Raw genomic sequence first — 16,680 nt, 5'->3', positions numbered from 1 at the left:
CAACCCCACCGGGACGGGCTGGTCGTCGGGCACGCCACACCGCCCGAGCACCGCTACCGGCCGGCGCTCGACGCGCTGTGCCGCGCCCTGCCACCACCCCCCGACGCCTGAGCCGCGCGCCGCGCCCGCCGGAAGTGGCCCAGGACGCCGAAGTGTGGTGCCGCCCCGGAACGGGGGCGGCACCACACTGGATCTGTGCCGGTCAGACGTGCACGGCCGGGCGGCCGCCGGCCTGCGCTTCGTGCTCGGTGACCTGCGCGGTGTTCTGCTTGATGCTGGGTTTGCGTAGGCCGAGTGCGACCAGCGCGGTCGCCGCGATGCCCGCCGCCGCGATCAACATCGCGGTGCGCAGCCCGTGGGTCGTCGCGGCGCGCAGCGATTGGCCGCCGAGTCCGTCCAGGCCCGCGTTGGCGACCGCCACCAGCAGCGCTAGGCCGACCGCGCCGCCGACCTGCTGGCTGGTGGAGGCGACGCCCGAGGCGATGCCCTGGTCTGCGGCGGCCACCCCGAGCGCGGCGGCGCCGAACATCAGGGTGTACCCGGCGCCCTGACCGACCCCGAGCACGACCAGGCCGGGGATCAGCGCGACGTACGAGGCACCGGTCGCCATCGTTGCGGCGACGATCACAGCGCCGAGACCGCCCACCGTGAGCGCGGCGACCAGCACCGGCCGGATCCCGTGCAGGGTGGCCAGCCTGCCCGCGGTCTGCGAGCCGACCGCGATGGCGGCCATCGGCACCAGGAACGCCAGCCCGGTGGTCAGCGCGTCGTGGCCGTGCACGCCCTGGAAGTACACGGTCAGGAAGTACAGCAGGGTGCCGAAGGTGCCCATGTACAAGAACGTGACGACCGTCCCCACGCTCAGGTTGCGGTTGGTGAACAGGCGCAGCGGCGGCAGCGGGTCGGCGCTGCGCCGTTCGACCACGACGAACACCGCGAACAGGACCGCGCCCGCGAGCGCGGTGGCCAGCACGCCGGGCGACAGCCATCCGGACTCCGGTCCCTGCACCAGGGCGAACACCACGGCCGTGATACCGATCGTCGAGGTCAGCGCCCCCGCGACGTCCATCGAGCGGCCGCCGGCACGCGGCGCGTCCGGTGCGATCAACACGAGGGCGAGCAGCGCGGCGGCACCGGCGAGGGGCACGTTGACGAAGAACACCGACTCCCAGCCGAACGCCTCCGTCAGCACGCCCCCGAGCAGTGAGCCGAGGATCATCCCGCTGCCGCCCGCCGTGCCCCACACCGCGAACGCCCGGTTGCGCTCGCGTCCCTGGGCGAACTTCGTGGAGACCAGGGTGAGTGTCGCGGGGAACAGGAACGCGCCACCGACCCCCTGCGCGGCCCGGGCCGCGACCAGCACGGCGGCCGACTCGGCCAGACCGCCCAGCAGGGAGGAGACCGCGTACAGCACGAGGCCGACGGTGAACATCCGCCGCGGTCCGAGCAGATCACTCGCCCGCCCGCCGAGCAGCAGGAAGCCACCGAACGCGACGGCGTACGCGCTGATCACCCACTGCAGGTGCTGTGCGGAGAAGCCGAGGCCGGAGCCGATCTCCGGCAGCGCGACGTACACGATGTTGTAGTCGATCGAGATGATCAACTGGGCGAACGCCAGCAGCGCCAGGATCGCTCCCGGGCGGCGTCGCCGGGGCGCCTGGGGCATGGTCGAGGGCATGAGGAGGCTGCTTTCCAGAGAAGGTACGGGGAGTGGTGCCGGGCGGGGCCGCTGGGACACACGGCCCGGCTGCGGGTTCAGCGCTGGGCGAGCGCCTTGGCCCACACGGGGCTGTCGAAGTAGTGGTTGTCGTACTGCTGCGAGCTGTCGCGGATGTCCTGCACCGTGGCTTCGCCCCGGTAGACGCGCTCCAGCAGCCGGTAGTAGTCGAAGCGGTGCAGGCCGGGGGTGAAGACCACCAGCATCTCGGCCTCACTACCGGGAGCGGGCGCGAACGCGTGCGGCACGGTCGGCGGGACGGTGAGGAAATCGCCCTTGCCCAAGGTCACGATCTCCTCGTCCACCAGAATGCGCATCGCGCCGTCCAGGACGAAGAACATCTCGGTGGCCTTGGTGTGGAAGTGCGCGGGAGCGCCCGGCGACCCCTTCTGGAAGGTGGCCTTGTTGGCGGTGAGCGCGCCGCCGGTCGCACCCGCGTCGGCCAGCAGCGTGATCAGACTTGTCGCGCCGTCCTGCAGGGACTCGGCGTCCGCGGCGCGGACCAAGACGGGGGCGGTCGGCTGGTTCGTAACAGCGTTCATGGGTTCTCCTGGGTGTCCGGCCCGGCTCACCAGGCCCTTCTTGCTGACACCGACGAATCTACGGCGCACAAAGACCCAAGACATGGTTCATTCAATCGCGACACTCATGGGTCAATTTCGCGTCCTTGGAGGGCGTTGAACGCGGCCACCACCACAGATATGCGGCGCTCCAAGCCCCGTGTCGCGGGTGGCGGGCGCGCGCTCGCCGGCTCGACCATCAGCCCACCTGGACGACGCCGTTACGCCGCCAGGTCCAAGGCGGAGAAGTCGACCTCGGCCAGCACGGGGTTGAACGCGGCGGGCTTGTGCGCGAGCTCGTCAGTGGCGTAGGCCCCGAACCGGGTGATGTGGGAGCGCAGGTACGGCGACAGGGCGGCGAGCTGGTCGGCGGTGATGGGCCAGCCCTCGGCCACCAACTGCCGGACCACGTTCATGATGTCCAGGGCGGGGCCACGGTTGGGAGGAGGACGCCTAGATTCCTCAGAAATCCTCGGTCTTCAGTGGTTGCGGGGAAGTCAGGCGGGGGTGGGCGCGAACAGCACTCGGGCCTCCAGATCGAGGCGGGTGTTCGGCTGGTCGTCGGGCGGGGTGAGGTTGAGGGTCCAGTTCCCGAACCGGCGGACGGTGGAGGTGATGTAGGGGGACATGGTGGCCAGGTCGTCGGGGTCGACGGGCCGGCCGTCGGCGGCGATGTCGTTGGCGGCGTCGGTGATGTCGCAGGCGGTGGAGTACATGACGCAGTTGGCCAGCAACTCGTTGGACTTGATCACTTTCTCCTGGTAGTCGGGGTCGTTGTGGCCGATGAGCTTGCCGCCGAACATCAGCCAGTCGGCGAACCCGTGGAAGGCCTCGTTCCGGTTGGTGGCCAGGGTGATCTGCTCGCGCAACGCGGGGCCAGACAGGTACCGCAGGAGCGTGATCGTGCGGGTCGCGCGGCCGAGCTCGCGGAACGCCCGGTACAGGCGGTTCTTGCGGGAGTGGTTGCCCAGCCGGCGCAGCAGCGTGACCGACGACATCTTGTTGTCCCGGATCGAGATCGCGGTCCGCAGCAGGTCGGTCCAGTGCGTCTCGATCAGGTCCCAGTCGACGGCCTCCTCGCCGAACAGCGCGTCGATGTGGGCGTAGCTGGTGGTCTCGGTCGGCCGGTAGAACACCAGGTCGTGCCAGTTGCGGATGCGGGGCAGCAGGTCGAACCCCATCAGCGCGGCCAGGCCGAAGACCGGCAGCGACTGGCCTTGGGTGTCTGCGTGGATCGTGTCGGGCTGCACGTCGGAGGTGTTCTTCAGCAGGCCCTCGATGATGTAGACCGCCTCCCACACCCCGCACGGGATGAAGTGGCTGAACAGGGCGACGTAGGTGTTGGAGACGCGCCGGTAGGCGATTCCGCCGTACCCGCCGTACCGGATCGAGGTCTCGGCCAGGAGGTTGTTCTCCCACGTGTCGATTTGCGACCCGTCGGCCGCGACCGTCTTGCCGTCGCCCCACACGCTGGCCACATCCAACTTGCTGAAGGCATTGATGACCGTCGCCGACACCTTTTCGATCTTGGTGGCGTTGGTGTGCTCGTTCCCGGCCAAGGTCAGCTCGTGCACGCTGACCTTCCCGCGCATGTGCGCGGCGACCTGGGTCGGGCCCAGCAGGGTGCCGTGCGCGAAGACCGTCAGCACGTACCGGGCGAGGGCTTCTTTGATCTTCGGGTCGGATCCGGAGGCCGGGCCGAAGTGGTGGTGCCAGCCGAGGAGATAGGCGGTGCGAGTCAGGATGTCCAGCAGCGCCCGCTGCGGCAGCCGCTCGTGGATAGCAGCCTCCAGCGCGAGCGCCTCCGGACGCCGTTCGACGCCCTTACGGCGTTTCAGCATCGGTCGGCCGCCCTCCAACACCAGGTCGGTGTTCGACGGATACCCGGTGTCGACGCCCTTGGAGATGGTGGTGAGCTTGTTCTTGAAGAACGCCGTCAGCCTCTTCGGCTCGGCCGGGATCCCGGCCTGGGCGCAGAACTTGGCGACCAGCGGCGCGCACTCCTCCCACGACAGCAACTGGTCGTGCAGGTTGGCGTAGGAGTCCGACCCCTCCACCGCCATGTCGCCGGACCGCAGCTCAGACACCAGGTAGGAGAACACGCACACCTCGAGATGGCGGCGCACCAGCATGCCCGGCCGGCCCTTGTCCCGCAGGATCTTCTTCCACATGCCCGACGCGAAGCCCTCGACATTGATCGACAACGTCACCTCGACGTCCTGGCCGTCGGGTCCGGGCCGAGCCACCGCCAACCGCTCCGGCACGAACGCTGCCTTCGCAGCGCGCAGTTCCTTCAGGAACTCCACAGCGTCGATCATGTTGCGATCCGCGCTGGTCGACACCAAGTCGACCGCGTTGACCAGTGTGAACAGTGCAGAGCGATGCGACCGGTAGTGCTGGTCCAGCAGCGGCAGATAGTTGTTGCCGTGATGCGCCGACACCGTCTCATGAGCGGTGGCCAGCGCCTCCAATCCGCCCGCCTTCTCCAGCGTCTTCAGCACCAGCCGACCGGCCGTCTCCGCCGTCACCTGCGGATCCGGTACCGCCTGCTCCTCGACCGCTACGGGCGGCGTCTCCTCGGCCTCGGGTGGGGTGGTGGCGTCCCGGACGGCTGACAGGACGTCGCCGAACACGCCCAGCAGCCGCTCGGACTCGGCCCGGTGCTGCTCCCTGAGGTTCTCCAGCTGGTCGCGGCCCTTCTTGTGGATCGCGGCCATCCGCTTGCAGAACATCGTCACCACGTCGTCACGGACCCCGCTCCGGACCGAGTGCACCAACGCCACAATCAGCGTCAGCCTCTTGTCCTCATTCGTGACTTTCTTCAGGTCCGCGACGTCCGTGACCCGCGCCTCCCCGGCGAAGTGCGCAATCTTCCCGGGCGGCACGCCGTTCAGCCACTCCTCGGTCGGTCCGAGCGCGTCGATGTCGGCCAGCAGCGCCAGCCGCTCCTTGAACTTGCTGATCGACGCGGCCGCCTCGCGTGTGCCCGCCCGGGATCAGGTGGGCTGCCGGGCGCCGCCGGGCGGGTCCTCGGGCTGCGGAGCGGACCGGTCGTCCTGGTTACGCCGGTCATCACCCAAGCGCTGCGCGGCGACTGCGGCGGCCTCGGCGCGGGCGGCGCGTTCGCGCTGCTCGGCCGCTTCCGCGCGGGCGGCCGACAGCGCGGTTTCGAGCCGGTCGGACACCGCCTGGCAGGCCGCCAGTGAGGCCCGCGCGTCGGCCGCCTCGCCGGCGGCGAGATCGGCGGCGGCCTGGAGGTCCTGTACCCGGCGGTCGAGCGCGACGTCGCGGGCGTGCTCGGCGGCCTCCGCGCGGGCTCGCTCGGCGCGGGCCTCGCCGCCGGCGGTGGCCAGCGCCTCCCGCGCGGCGGTCAGGGCATCGATCGTGCGGGTGAGATCGGCCCGTGCGGCGTCCAACCGGCCGGCCTCGGCTCGGGCGGCCGCGTCGCGGCGGGCCAGGTCCTGCTCATGGGCCTGGCGGGTCTCGCGCAACTCGGCGACCTTGGCGTCCCGGGCGGCCTCCGCGGCGGCCTGGCCCTCGCGCGCGGCGTCGCGGAGCTGTGCATGCGCGGCGACCGTCTCGGCGGCGTCGGCGCGGACCCGCTCCAGGGCCGCGCGATCACGCTCGGCCTCCTGCTCCGCGGCCCGCCGGGCCCGGACGGCGTCCACCGCGTCCGCGTCCGCGCGGGCCCGGGCGCGGTCGGCCTCCGCCGCGCGGGCGTCGGCGTCTGCCTCGGCCTGCCGGGCGGCGACGGCCTCGGCCTCGGCCCGCTGGACCCGGGCCAGTGCGCCGCTCTGCGCCTGGGCCAGGGCTTCGGTCAGGGCGGTGAGCTGCTCCTGCAGCCCGCCGATGGCGTCGGGGAGCCGTCCTGCGAGCGCTTCGGCGCGGCGGAGTGGTTCGTCCACCGCGGCGGCGTCGGCGGCGCGGCGGTCCCGGCTGGCCTGGTCGGCGTGGGCCTTGCCGCAGTACTTGGCCGGACGGCCGCGTCCAGGCGGCGGCAGCGGCTGCGTGCAACCGGCCAACGCGCACTCCCCGCCCGGACGCGCCGGACCGTCCTCGGGCATCGCGCCCGGAGACGCCACCGGTTCCCCGAGCACCTCCTGCCGACCAGGTCGCTGATCCGCCTCCGGGACGCCGGAACCCGCCGCGGCGATGTCTTCGCTGCTCACCCGCCTCACCCTACTGTCGCCCACTCATTTAATCGCGTAGTTACACGCGAAATCATTAAAGCGACACGTGAAAAGCGTTGGATCGCGATAGCTTTGGGTCCGGGATAACAACAGTTATCCTGGTGTCCCGTCGCGACGACGGCGCATCGCGGACCTTCGCTCCACCACGGCCCGGCAGGAAGGCAGCGCATGAGCACACCGCAGGAGGCGCCGCCGCGAGTGGTGGCCGGGGAGGTGATGCCCGCGGCTTCCGTCCCGTCCGGCGTCCCGGCGTCGCGTGTCCTCCCAGGGCAGGTGTCCGGCCCCGATCCGATCGCCGGGTCCGTGGCGCTGCTGCCCGCTCTGCCCGCTGCGACTCTGCAGTGTTTTGTCCAGGGACTTCGTCATCTCCTGTCGGTTGTCTCGTCAGGGCACGTCAGTGACCTAGAGCACACTCCATCCGGTGGCGCTTCACTGTAAGCCCCGCTCGCCGGTCTGTGAACTGCATACGGTGGCGTGAAGGCGTTCGACATTCTCTTTTCAAGAAGTAATGTTTAATGCGAAGTTCGCAATTAACTATACTCTATCGCATGTTGGCGATGCATCTTTTGTAGTGTTCTTCTGTGGTGGTCGTCTTCGTTGGCGAGGTTGGGGCTGGGTCCTCTAGCTCAGTCCTGGAGGTCACCGTGAAGCAGGCCGCCCGGTTCTGATCACTCGGCTGCGGCGTAGTAGGCGGTGCACCTTTCCTCTTTGCTCGGAAGGGGTCTTCTTCGTACAGGCGCGATCCTTGCCGTGTGGAGCCGGGGCGGCGGTCGTGGTTTCAGCCAGCGGCGCTGTTTGAGGCCGGTCAGCAGCCTCACGGTGTAGGCGTGTAGCAGCAGGTACTTGGGGGGCTTTTACGTCCGCGTTCGGCGGTGTCGCGTTGGAGGATGTTGGGTCCGACGGTGCCGCGTCGGGCAATGTCGGACGGGCGCGTTGGGCGATGAGGGACCAAGCGGGGCCTGTCCGCGGTGGTCGTGTCGGTACGCGCGGACCCACAAGGCCAGGTTGCGGCACATTTGCTCGTCCGCCAGGTCTGTGTCAGTCAGGGAGCGCGCGTGGGCGACGGCGTCGGCGTGTCGTTCCAGTAGTCGCTGTTGGTATTGCTGCTGGTGACGACCTCGAGACGGCTTACCGCGCATCCCTGCTCCCTGGATGTGTGGGCGTGTCGTACGGCCGGTGGAACCTTCCTGCTCTTGCTTGTCATCGTGGCGTGTCCCGCTGGCTTTGACGAGCATCTGGTCGGGTGGGCGCGCCGGATGCCGAGGTGTCCGTCTGATCGAGCACGCAGAGTCGTTCGGCGCAGCCGATTGCCTTTTCGTCGGCGAGGCCCCGCACACCCTGGAGGCTGACCTGCTGACCCCTCCCGGCAACGAGCCGGGTCCTTCGGACCGCATACCTGAAGCAGCATCGCAGGTCACAGAAGACCTGGAAGGAAATCACCTCGAGCCCAGATCCGACCGCAGCGTTCTATCGGAAACTCCGCAAGAACAAGAAATTCATTAGCAAGGGTGAATTCGCTCACGAGGTGGCTATCGCCATCGAGGAGGGGCATTCGTTCAGCGCGCCTGCCTACCTGCGCGATGCAGTCCTGTGGGTCCTGAGGCAATCCACGACGGTGGCACATGACAACGCTGCTCAGTGAGGCGCAGAAGACTCTGGCCACCGCATCGTCCAGTACGTTCGCGATGGCCTGCCCGGGCGCGGGCAAGACCAGAGCGATCGTCGAGCGGTTCCTCTGGCGGACGCAGCAGGAACCGCGCAAGGGCGTGGCCTTGGTGTCCTTCACCAGTACCGCGATCGACGAGATCAGGATGCGGTGCGTCGACCGTGTTGAGGCGTTTCGTGCACCGAACTTTCTTGGCACGTTCGAGGGCTTCCTACACCGGTTCATCGTCACACCGCTCTTCCCGCACGTCTACAAGATCCACCCCCGGTATATTCAGAGCTGGGACGAGTTGAAGAGTGCCAAGTTCACTCATCGCTACACCGGCCCTCAATCACCTATTAGACTCTCCTGGTTCGACTACTCCGCCGACGGGGCCGCCACCCTTAGGATCGATGAGATCCCACCGCCCGTCAGCGACGAATTCAAAGAGCTGCTGACGCTCCATCGCAGCGAGATAGAAAAGCGGGCCAGCGAGTCCTACCTCCGGTTCCTGAGAGCCGGAACGGTGACCTGCGAAGCGGCCCGGGTTCTGACATCCCGCTTCCTCACCCGCGCCAACGGCCCGGACACACTGAAGCGCCTGGTCGGAATCCGCTTTACCGAGATCATCGTCGATGAGGCTCAGGACTGCGGCCAACCAGAACTCATGACCTTGGACTTCCTTCGCCGACGCGGCGTGATCGTGGTCATGGTCGGCGACCTCGACCAGTCGATCTTCGAGTTCCGGCGCGCTCTCCCCGACCAAGTCACCGCTTTTGGAGCGCGCCTGCCCTCAAAGCTGGAGATGACCGAGAACTTCCGCAGCTCCCCCGCGGTGTGCAGCTTCAACAACGCGCTGCGGTCCGGCCCCATGACCGAAAGAGCTCCAGGTCACCGCGTGAACATCACCACTCCGGTGTACCTGATCGGCTACGTCCAGCCCACCACCATAGCCCCGCGCGTACTCGCACTCGGCGAGCGGCACGGCATATCGGCATCAGACCTCGTGATCCTCTCCCACCGTGAAAAAGACGGACTGAAAGCCGTGGGTAAGACAGCGTTCAGCTTGTCGTCCAATCGCGTGCTCGCCATCGCCGACGCGGGCCGGCAACTCCGATCGCACGCTTTCGACACCAAAAGCCGATAATCAGCTGTCGCCAAGGTCGAAAAGCTGATCGTGGACAGCGTCCTGGGCATCGACCCCGGCCAACGAACACACGAGCGTGTTTGCCAGGAGGAGGACATCGACCCTCGGTGGCTGCGGGACATTGCCATCAGAATCGCCACCACCCTCGACCCGGTCGGCATGGACGCCTACGCCTACGCTGTGCGAACCAGCCTGGCCTCAACCGACTGGGGCCACCACGCCCCGCCCGCAAATCTGAGTAACACCTTCAGAGCGCCGCCGGCAGACGAGTGGAACAAACTGATGTCCACCAGGCAACAAGAAGGACTCGCCACCTCCACCGTCCACCGGGTCAAGGGTCGCGAGAATCGCGGAGTCGCGCTCATGATGTCGGAGATGAAAAGCGGCAGCACACTGTCCTGGACGACTGGGAGGCAGGCACCGACAGCGAACCGCGCCGGGTCCTGTACACAGCCGGGTCCCGGGCGCAGGAACTCCTCATAATCGCAGCCCCCAACGGCATCTCGACCGGGTGGAGAAACTCTTCGTACGAGACTCGATCATTCACGCAGTCGAGAGATAGCAACGGTCCACGCTCAGCTGGGAGCGCCGAGTTCCGGCGTCGGCTTCACGGAGCTTGAATCAAGCATCCCCGCTGTTCCACGCGCCCTGTCCGGGGCAGTTGCGGGGATGTCGAGGAGCTTTCTACCTGGGTGGGTGTCAAGCACGTCCAGCGGCGTCCGTGGTTCCGGGCTCACCGCGCGTGTGGACCGAAGGCCTTGACGGTCCTCACGCTTACCTTCTGCGCCGTACCGGAGTTTTAAGGTTAGGTGGATTCAGGGGTGACGGAGGCGGCGAGTTGATAGGCAGGTGAGCGGTCCAGGGAGTTGCGGGCGCGGTCGTAGCGGCGGGTGGTGCGGGGGTCGGCGTGTCCGGCGAAGTCCTGCACGACGTGCAGGGGCCTGCCGTCGCTGAGCGCGATGGTGATCGCGGTGTGGCGAAAGGAGTGCGGGGAGATGGTGTGGGTGATGCCGGTGGCCCGGGCGACACGGTTGACCAGTTTCCACGCATAAGGCTGGCCGAGCGCCCGGCTGGTGCGGGTGACGAAGAGCGGGCCGGTTTCGGGATGTCCGCGCTCGTTGAGGTAGTGCTCGATCGCGGCCAGCGCCGCGGGCGGGACCGCGAACCTCTTGATGGTGCCGCCCTTGACCGTCAGGTCGATGACCTGGTGGCCGCGGTCCTGCCCGAGGTCCTCGATGCGGGCCGACAACAGCGACCCGATCCGGCCGGCGGTGGCGAACATCAGCCACAGCAGCGCCTGGGTGCGTGCCGTTTCATGCTCGGCTGCGTGCGCCAGCACCGCCGTCATCTGCTCGCGAGACAGGGCGCGCGTGGCCGACGCAGCGGTGTCCAGCCGGGGCCGTTCGGCTCCGTCGAACGGGTTGGTAGCCGCGCCCTGTTCGCGGACCAGGTAGGTGTACCACGACGAGACGGCCGCGACCCGGCGGCCGATGGTCGCCCGGGCCAGACCTGAGGCGGCCAACTCGGCCATGTACAGGTCCGCCGCCGATGTCGGCGGCTCAGCGGCATCCACGCCTACCGCGGCGCACCAGGCCACCCACCAGCCGACATCGCGGACGTAGGCGGCGCGGGTGTGGTCGGACTCGCGCCGCCCTGATACCAGCCACACCGCGGTCGCCTGCAGCGCCCGCTCAGGCAGGCCCGAAGCCCGCATCAGACTCGCCAACTCCGCAGGGGTCCGCACCGGCGGCGTCCCCCGCACAGGTATCGCCGCCAACCGGGCCATGTCGGTTATCGCCGTGCTCGACGCGAGACTCACCGCCGCGGTCGCCGTCACTACAGCCATCTCCCCCCAAGATCCTGGGATGCGCCGCCGATTTCCGGAGCGGAGCTTAACAGTCCATGTCCGGAAGAGACCGGGACAGACTGGGCTCCCCGAACACCCGCCCGAACGTTTGTCTCACCCCCATGATGGTCCGCAGACGCGCCATCCCAGAGACGCGCGTGAACTTTGTCCATGCTCCGTCACGAGGCTGGCATGCGACCCACGACCTCCGCTCATTGGCTACCCATCTCATTGCCTCAGGACCGGAGGGCGCGGACCGGAAGAGCGTCAAAAGGGGACGTCAGGGGCAGAGATCCGGACGATGGCGAAGGTGGATAGCTACACCCGGTTCGAGCACCAGAGTTTCGGACGCTGATCGCCTCGGATAGCACGCCGCTGACCGTCCAGCGCGCCGACTACGTGCTCTCACGCCGTGATCTGCTCGGAGTCCGGGGACGACCCGGGCTTGGCCTCGCGCCGTGCACGCCGCGAGGCCTACACCGACCGCGACCTGCAACAGCTCGACACGGGACTGATCGTCCTCGCGATCGTGGTGCCCCTGCTGCTCGTCCGATACGGGGACGGCTGCCCCGAAGACCTGGACCGTCTCCGCAAGCCCCTCCCCCGCCACCCTTGCATCGCCCCAGGCGGCTGCCGCCGGGCCCCGGTTGCAGCGCCCGCGGCCTAATGTGTTCGAGGTCGACTATCAGGTCTGCCGCCGGTGCGGGATCGGCTGGGTCGAGCAGCCTTACACGCTGCCGGACTACCAGCGGTGCGGGCTGGTCCGCGCTGGACTGGCCGCGCTCCGCCAAGAGCACATGGGCCGGGCACGGGCTCGGCGGGCATTTCTCGCCCGCTGGAACGGGCTCGGGTTGGTCGACGGGACCGTCCTGTCGACTGGCGCGTCAGGGATTGGCGACGCTCCCATCGGCCGGTCCAGCTCGGAAAGCGCCCGCATCCAGTGCCCCTCGACCCCGCCAGCTGGAACGTGCTGCAGCGCTGCCTGGACCATCGCGACATCCTGCAGACCGGCAATCCCCACGTCATGGTGACCCGCGGAACCAAGGCCGGGAAGGCACCGGCCTCCATCGCCTATGTCAGTCACCTCCTCGACCCATCCGGCGTGCCGCCCCGCATGGTCCGCTCCACCCGCCTGGTCGACCTGGTCAACACCATGGACCCCAAGCTCGTTGCGGCGGCATTTGGAATGGATCCCGGGGGCGTCATGATCTATCTCGCCGATCGCGTCGATGAAGGGCGTCTCCTCGACGAGCGCGAACGGAGACGATGAGGTGCAGCACATGATCCTGCCCTTCGAGCGATCACGCGACATCGAGGATTGATATGGACGCAGGTCTAGCGGCCATCATCGGGGCCGCCATAGGTGCTGGCGGCACTACCTTGACCAGCGCATTTACCTAGCGCTGCGTTGAAAACCGCCCGCGAGAGGACGACCGCCGAGATCGACCAGTGGTGTCGTACTCATCGACGGGAGACCAGCATCACCTTGATCAACACTGCCCGAGATCATTTCCAGCTAACCGAGGGCTGGTATGACACACACTACCGGCAATCTGACCAACAAGGAGTTCCGGCGCCATCCACCCGAATCATGGATTGGAGGCTCGCAGAACAGGACCATGGAGGCGGGCCACTCCGCCGCGCAACCATTGCTGTCCAACTCGAAGGACCATCCGATCTTTACGAGCTAGCCCAAGCCGTCGAAGCCAGAACCCGGAACTACGCCAGAATCTGCCTTCGACACCTCGCCCATGAGACCTCTCTTGAGGAAGTGAGAACCGCGTTGCAGGCACACACCGCCGCACTTGACGAGTTCACCGCAGCCGCCCGCAACCACCTCCACGACCCGTAGCACGCGATCGATTTCCGGCACACATGCCTGAACGGGTCGTAGCGACAGGTCCCGCACCAGCCACAACCGCATAGACCGTTCTCGAACGTGTGAGGTTTCGGCGCCACCTTGCACACCTTCGCGCGAACATGTGCGCTTTCGACGGGTGGAGGTTGGAGTGACGGCCAGGGTGCGGCGTTCATAGGCGGCGTCGACCAAGCGATAGAAGCCTTCGGCGGCGTCCGGCGAGACCGGCAGGAGCCCCATGTCGTCGATGATCATCAGGTCCGTGCGGATGATGCGGGTCAGCGCGCGGGCGATGGAGTCGTCGGCGCGGTGCCGGCGGACCAGGGCGCCGAGGTCCTCGGTGTTGAACCAGGTCACGGTCATGCCGGCCTCGACAGCGGTCTGGGCGAGTACTTCGCTGAAGTGGCTCTTGCCGATTCCGGACGGGCCGCAGATGCACAGATTCTTGCGGCGGCGCACCCATTCCAGACTCTTGAGCGCGTCCTGGGTGGGGCGCGGGATGGAGGAGGCGGTCTCGTCCCAGTCGCCGAAGGTCTTGCCCGCGGGGAACCCGGCTCGCTTGCGGCGAATATGCAGGTTGGCGCGGTCGCGGCTGGCGGCTTCTTCGGCGAGCAGGACGCGGACGACCCGCCGTTGGAGCCGGGAACGAAGCACAGCGGAGTGGCCATCAGGCGTTGTCCTCAAGAGTCATGGCGGTCTCGGTGGTGGGCTCGGCGGGACCAGCGGCGGCCCGCCCGAAGGAGGCCCAGGCGGAGGTTCCGGGCTAGAGGCTGGGAGCTTTGGAGGCTCGGCTCGGTTTGGCGGCCTCGCGTCCGACCTGGTAGTCCAGGATCGACAGCAGGTCGGCGTCGGCGAACCGTCCGGTGATCGCCGCGGCCCCAGCGCCCGGTCGACCTGGGCGGCCGAGTAGAGCTTGGCCAGGTTGACCGCCTCGGCCATCTTGGGCTTCATCCGGCGGACGCTGGTGTTGGCTGCCTCGACCAGCCAAGACGCCGCTCCGGGCCCGAGCATCAAGAACGCGGGCTCCTCCGGCGAGGTGGCCGTGGGAGTGCGGTCGCCGTCCTTGTCCTCGCGCCGCGGATAGTGCGCCTGGTCGATGATCGGCGCGGGCCTGATCTAGTTCGGCGTGGGCTGGGCCTTTCCCGCTCCGCCGTGGCTGCCAAACGCTCCAATCCGAACCGCGAGAAGGACCGGGCAGCCCGTCAGCGCTGTCCGTCTCCTCCTCTGCTGCGTTCCTCACGCAGCAGAACCGCCAGCACTGCGCTGACCGCCGCCGGTCTGGCGGAAGGGTGCGATCTTGAACAGCGGGATGCGGAGCGGCGGAATAATCCGCTGCTGGGGCTGCCTCACCACCTAATTATAAGGGCCTATGGTTCGGCAATCCTTGGTTCCAGGAGCCACCAGGCCTCGATCGCACCCGAGAGAAGGAGCCAGATGCCGATTCCGCCGACCATGTGCAGGCCGAGAGATGGCCCAGCCGAACCTCCGATGATCATGGCGGCGAGCTTACAAAAGAGGGGCCTGCAAGGCGCGCTTGCACAGTGTCGAACCTGCCGCAATGTGACCCATGTCGATCTCGGAAGTAGAGAACCCAATGTGAGACGACCACGGCCAGGCCCAAGGCGCCGATGATCCAGGCGGCAAGTCTCCACGGATGAGTTGCGGTGAGCACGAAGAGTGCGGTGAGAAGCGGGATGAGCAGTTCGGCAAGAGCCGCGATGGCAGCGACCCGCTTCAGCCAAGAGCTGTGCCAGGTGGTCGACTTCACCTGGAAGGTGATGAGCATGACGGAGAACAAGGTCACTGATACGCCTGCCACCGCGCCGAAGAAACCGATCCAGTCCCCGAAGGAGTCCGCTGCGGCAACCCCAGCCATAGTGTGCATGTTTTCCGACACTATGAGCCGATTGACGGCTTGAAAGCCAGTTCGGCGCTACGGCCGCTGGCCAAATCCGGACCCCCAACGTTCCTACGAACACGAGGGGCCTGACCCGAGGGAGGCCACTTGCGGTGGTGATCGACGGCCTAACCAACCTCGCAGCCCCCCACCAGCTGCACCACTCGCCCGCCACCTCGGCGAGACCGAGATCCCAATCCAGCTCATCAGGCTAAGACCCAGCACCGCAACCCTCGCAGCGCCACGCGCTGCACCCGCCCCGCCGCACACACTGGCAATCCGCGTCCAAGACGATCCCTCATCGTCACGGCTGCCGACCGCCCGGCGAAACCTCGCCAAGACCACGGAGCTATCGCCCTGCCGAGGGGTCGAGGGAAGCGCTTGCTCGTTAGCAGCCGTCGCCCCACCCATCGCGGTAGTCAGATGATCCGCTCCTGCTCCGCAATGCCAGCGGCTCCGACGGTCGTTGCCAGACCTTGGGATTTGCCACCTCGATAACCGGCCTCTGCGCATCTCCCCACTCGACGCTGCCGTCCCACCGCTGAGTACCCTGCCGTAGCGATCCATCACCCAGCCTTTGCCACCGGTAGCCGGCGGCATCAGTGAACTCGACCGACCAAAGTGTTTGTATGACGGGGTCGGTCCGGCAGAAGGCGAGCTGGAACCCGCGTGTATCGGATCATGCCAGGGCTCAGAAACCCGCTAGGCGAGTCGAACGTCAGTTGCTCGCCTTTGTAGCAAGCAGCGAATTCCCTGATTGGCTGACTGCTGCCGTTCATCACCCCGCAGCGTCCATCGAGGATTGCCAAGTGGCAGCCGGGAACGTTCACGAACGAAGGCAACATGAAGGCGGCAATAGCATTTCGCGCTTATCCGCGGCTGCTTCCCGCGTGTCGAGTTGGCGCTCTCGCTCAGCGAGCCGCGCAGCTTCACGCACTTGGTGGCGGTATGCGAGGTAGCTCAGCCCCAGGGGCACAGGCCGCAACTACCCAGCCAGCCGCGGCTATTACCGTATTCCGCACACCCCTAGTGTCGTACGTGGAAGAACAAGGCGCTTCCGCTTCGTGACAGAACATGCGAGAGCCGCTGGCCATCGATCAGCAGGCGTCGCGGCGCAAGCACGCCAGAACTCCAGCGCAGGACTTGCCTACGTGCAAGCGTGTCCGAACACGACCTCGCGCCTCCTACGCCCCGATCAAGTCCAGCCCGTGGAGACGACTTCGGAAAGCAAGGCAGAGGGCCCGGGAACCGGCACTGGAAGAAGCGGAGGTGGCGGCAAGACCAACTCGTCAGACCTAACGTCGTCCTTGATGACTGTGGATCCGCGTGGCGAATCCAGGACACTTTGGGGCGGGCTGACGAGCCGCGTAGATCAGACGGTGGCCGAAGCGGTGCGGGAGACCACCCGTGAGGTCCCCGAGCGCAGGCTGTACGAGGTCGTGCGCTGGGCGAGTTGAGCTCACCTCGCCCAGCGGTGTCGCTTCCCAGTTTGCCGTTGGAGCAAGCGCAGCATGGCGTCGCCTTCTGGGCGGTGTTGAGCCAGGTACTGATCCAGTTCAATCTGGCGGCGGTCCCCCGCCGTTTCGGGGACCGCGAGCGACCGCAGCCAGACGTAATCCGGGTGCTCGGAGCCGATCTGGAGAGTGGTGTGCGCGATCCCCCCGACGTCGGTGTCCAGTTCGGCATGGGACACGCTAAGAGGGTGTCTCATGTGGAAGGTTTGGCGAGCTTCTTATAGCAGCTGATGGCGGCTGCGAGGGTGAGGAAGGCGGTGAACAGATGGCCGTGGCGTTCGTAGCGGATGGTCAGCCGCCGGTAGC

11 protein-coding genes and 1 pseudogene are annotated in these 16,680 nt (G+C 67.4%); 3 read left to right on the top strand and 9 right to left on the bottom strand.

Annotation, left to right across the window (positions count from 1 at the left end; all coding sequences use genetic code 11):
* Positions 1 to 202: 202 nt before the first annotated feature.
* The 5 genes and pseudogenes from ETD83_RS29775 to ETD83_RS29755 form a co-directional block, all read right to left on the bottom strand.
* Positions 203 to 1,666 (bottom strand): MFS transporter, encoded by a 1,464-nt coding sequence (locus tag ETD83_RS29775; protein ID WP_230421285.1) that lies wholly within the window; start codon positions 1,664 to 1,666, stop codon positions 203 to 205.
* A gap of 89 nt (positions 1,667 to 1,755) precedes the next feature.
* The gene (locus ETD83_RS29770; protein WP_138648532.1) at positions 1,756 to 2,259 is read right to left on the bottom strand and encodes a cupin domain-containing protein; all 504 of its coding nucleotides are present in this window, start codon (positions 2,257 to 2,259) and stop codon (positions 1,756 to 1,758) included.
* A gap of 239 nt (positions 2,260 to 2,498) precedes the next feature.
* A pseudogene (locus tag ETD83_RS29765) lies at positions 2,499 to 2,705 on the bottom strand (Tn3 family transposase); the annotation flags it as partial.
* A gap of 69 nt (positions 2,706 to 2,774) precedes the next feature.
* Positions 2,775 to 5,162, bottom strand: coding sequence for a Tn3 family transposase (locus ETD83_RS29760; protein WP_205717956.1), 2,388 nt, complete (start codon positions 5,160 to 5,162; stop codon positions 2,775 to 2,777).
* Between the two features lie 111 nt (positions 5,163 to 5,273).
* On the bottom strand, positions 5,274 to 6,446 hold the full coding sequence (locus tag ETD83_RS29755) for a hypothetical protein (RefSeq protein WP_138648530.1): 1,173 nt from the start codon (positions 6,444 to 6,446) through the stop codon (positions 5,274 to 5,276).
* A 1,643-nt stretch (positions 6,447 to 8,089) separates the two neighbouring features.
* Here ETD83_RS29755 and ETD83_RS29750 point away from each other — a divergent pair.
* Positions 8,090 to 9,259 carry a UvrD-helicase domain-containing protein gene (locus ETD83_RS29750; RefSeq protein WP_138648529.1) on the top strand — a complete coding sequence of 390 codons (1,170 nt, stop codon included), beginning with the start codon at positions 8,090 to 8,092 and terminating at the stop codon, positions 9,257 to 9,259.
* An 805-nt stretch (positions 9,260 to 10,064) separates the two neighbouring features.
* On the opposite strand, the gene ETD83_RS29745 is transcribed toward ETD83_RS29750, so the two are convergent.
* Positions 10,065 to 10,973: a tyrosine-type recombinase/integrase gene (locus ETD83_RS29745; protein ID WP_171064504.1), complete on the bottom strand. Its 909-nt coding sequence runs from the start codon at positions 10,971 to 10,973 to the stop codon at positions 10,065 to 10,067.
* Positions 10,974 to 11,517: 544 nt separating this feature from the next.
* Here ETD83_RS29745 and ETD83_RS29740 point away from each other — a divergent pair.
* A complete protein-coding gene (locus ETD83_RS29740) occupies positions 11,518 to 11,772 on the top strand; it encodes a hypothetical protein (protein ID WP_138648527.1) in 255 nt (84 codons plus the stop codon).
* A 273-nt stretch (positions 11,773 to 12,045) separates the two neighbouring features.
* Positions 12,046 to 12,375 (top strand): hypothetical protein, encoded by a 330-nt coding sequence (locus ETD83_RS29735; protein WP_138648526.1) that lies wholly within the window; start codon positions 12,046 to 12,048, stop codon positions 12,373 to 12,375.
* A 417-nt stretch (positions 12,376 to 12,792) separates the two neighbouring features.
* On the opposite strand, the gene ETD83_RS45770 is transcribed toward ETD83_RS29735, so the two are convergent.
* From ETD83_RS45770 to ETD83_RS29720, 3 genes are all read right to left on the bottom strand, one after another.
* A complete protein-coding gene (locus ETD83_RS45770; RefSeq protein ID WP_329602987.1) occupies positions 12,793 to 13,617 on the bottom strand; it encodes an ATP-binding protein in 825 nt (274 codons plus the stop codon).
* 838 nt (positions 13,618 to 14,455) lie between these two features.
* Positions 14,456 to 14,839 (bottom strand): hypothetical protein, encoded by a 384-nt coding sequence (locus ETD83_RS29725; protein ID WP_138648525.1) that lies wholly within the window; start codon positions 14,837 to 14,839, stop codon positions 14,456 to 14,458.
* A 1,480-nt stretch (positions 14,840 to 16,319) separates the two neighbouring features.
* Positions 16,320 to 16,553 carry a hypothetical protein gene (locus tag ETD83_RS29720; protein ID WP_138648524.1) on the bottom strand — a complete coding sequence of 78 codons (234 nt, stop codon included), beginning with the start codon at positions 16,551 to 16,553 and terminating at the stop codon, positions 16,320 to 16,322.
* Between the last annotated feature and the right edge of the window lie 127 nt (positions 16,554 to 16,680).

This window comes from Actinomadura soli (genome assembly GCF_005889715.1).
Taxonomy (GTDB): domain Bacteria; phylum Actinomycetota; class Actinomycetes; order Streptosporangiales; family Streptosporangiaceae; genus Spirillospora; species Spirillospora soli.
Note: the sequence above shows the minus strand (reverse complement) of the source record. Positions and strands in the feature narration are given on the sequence as shown.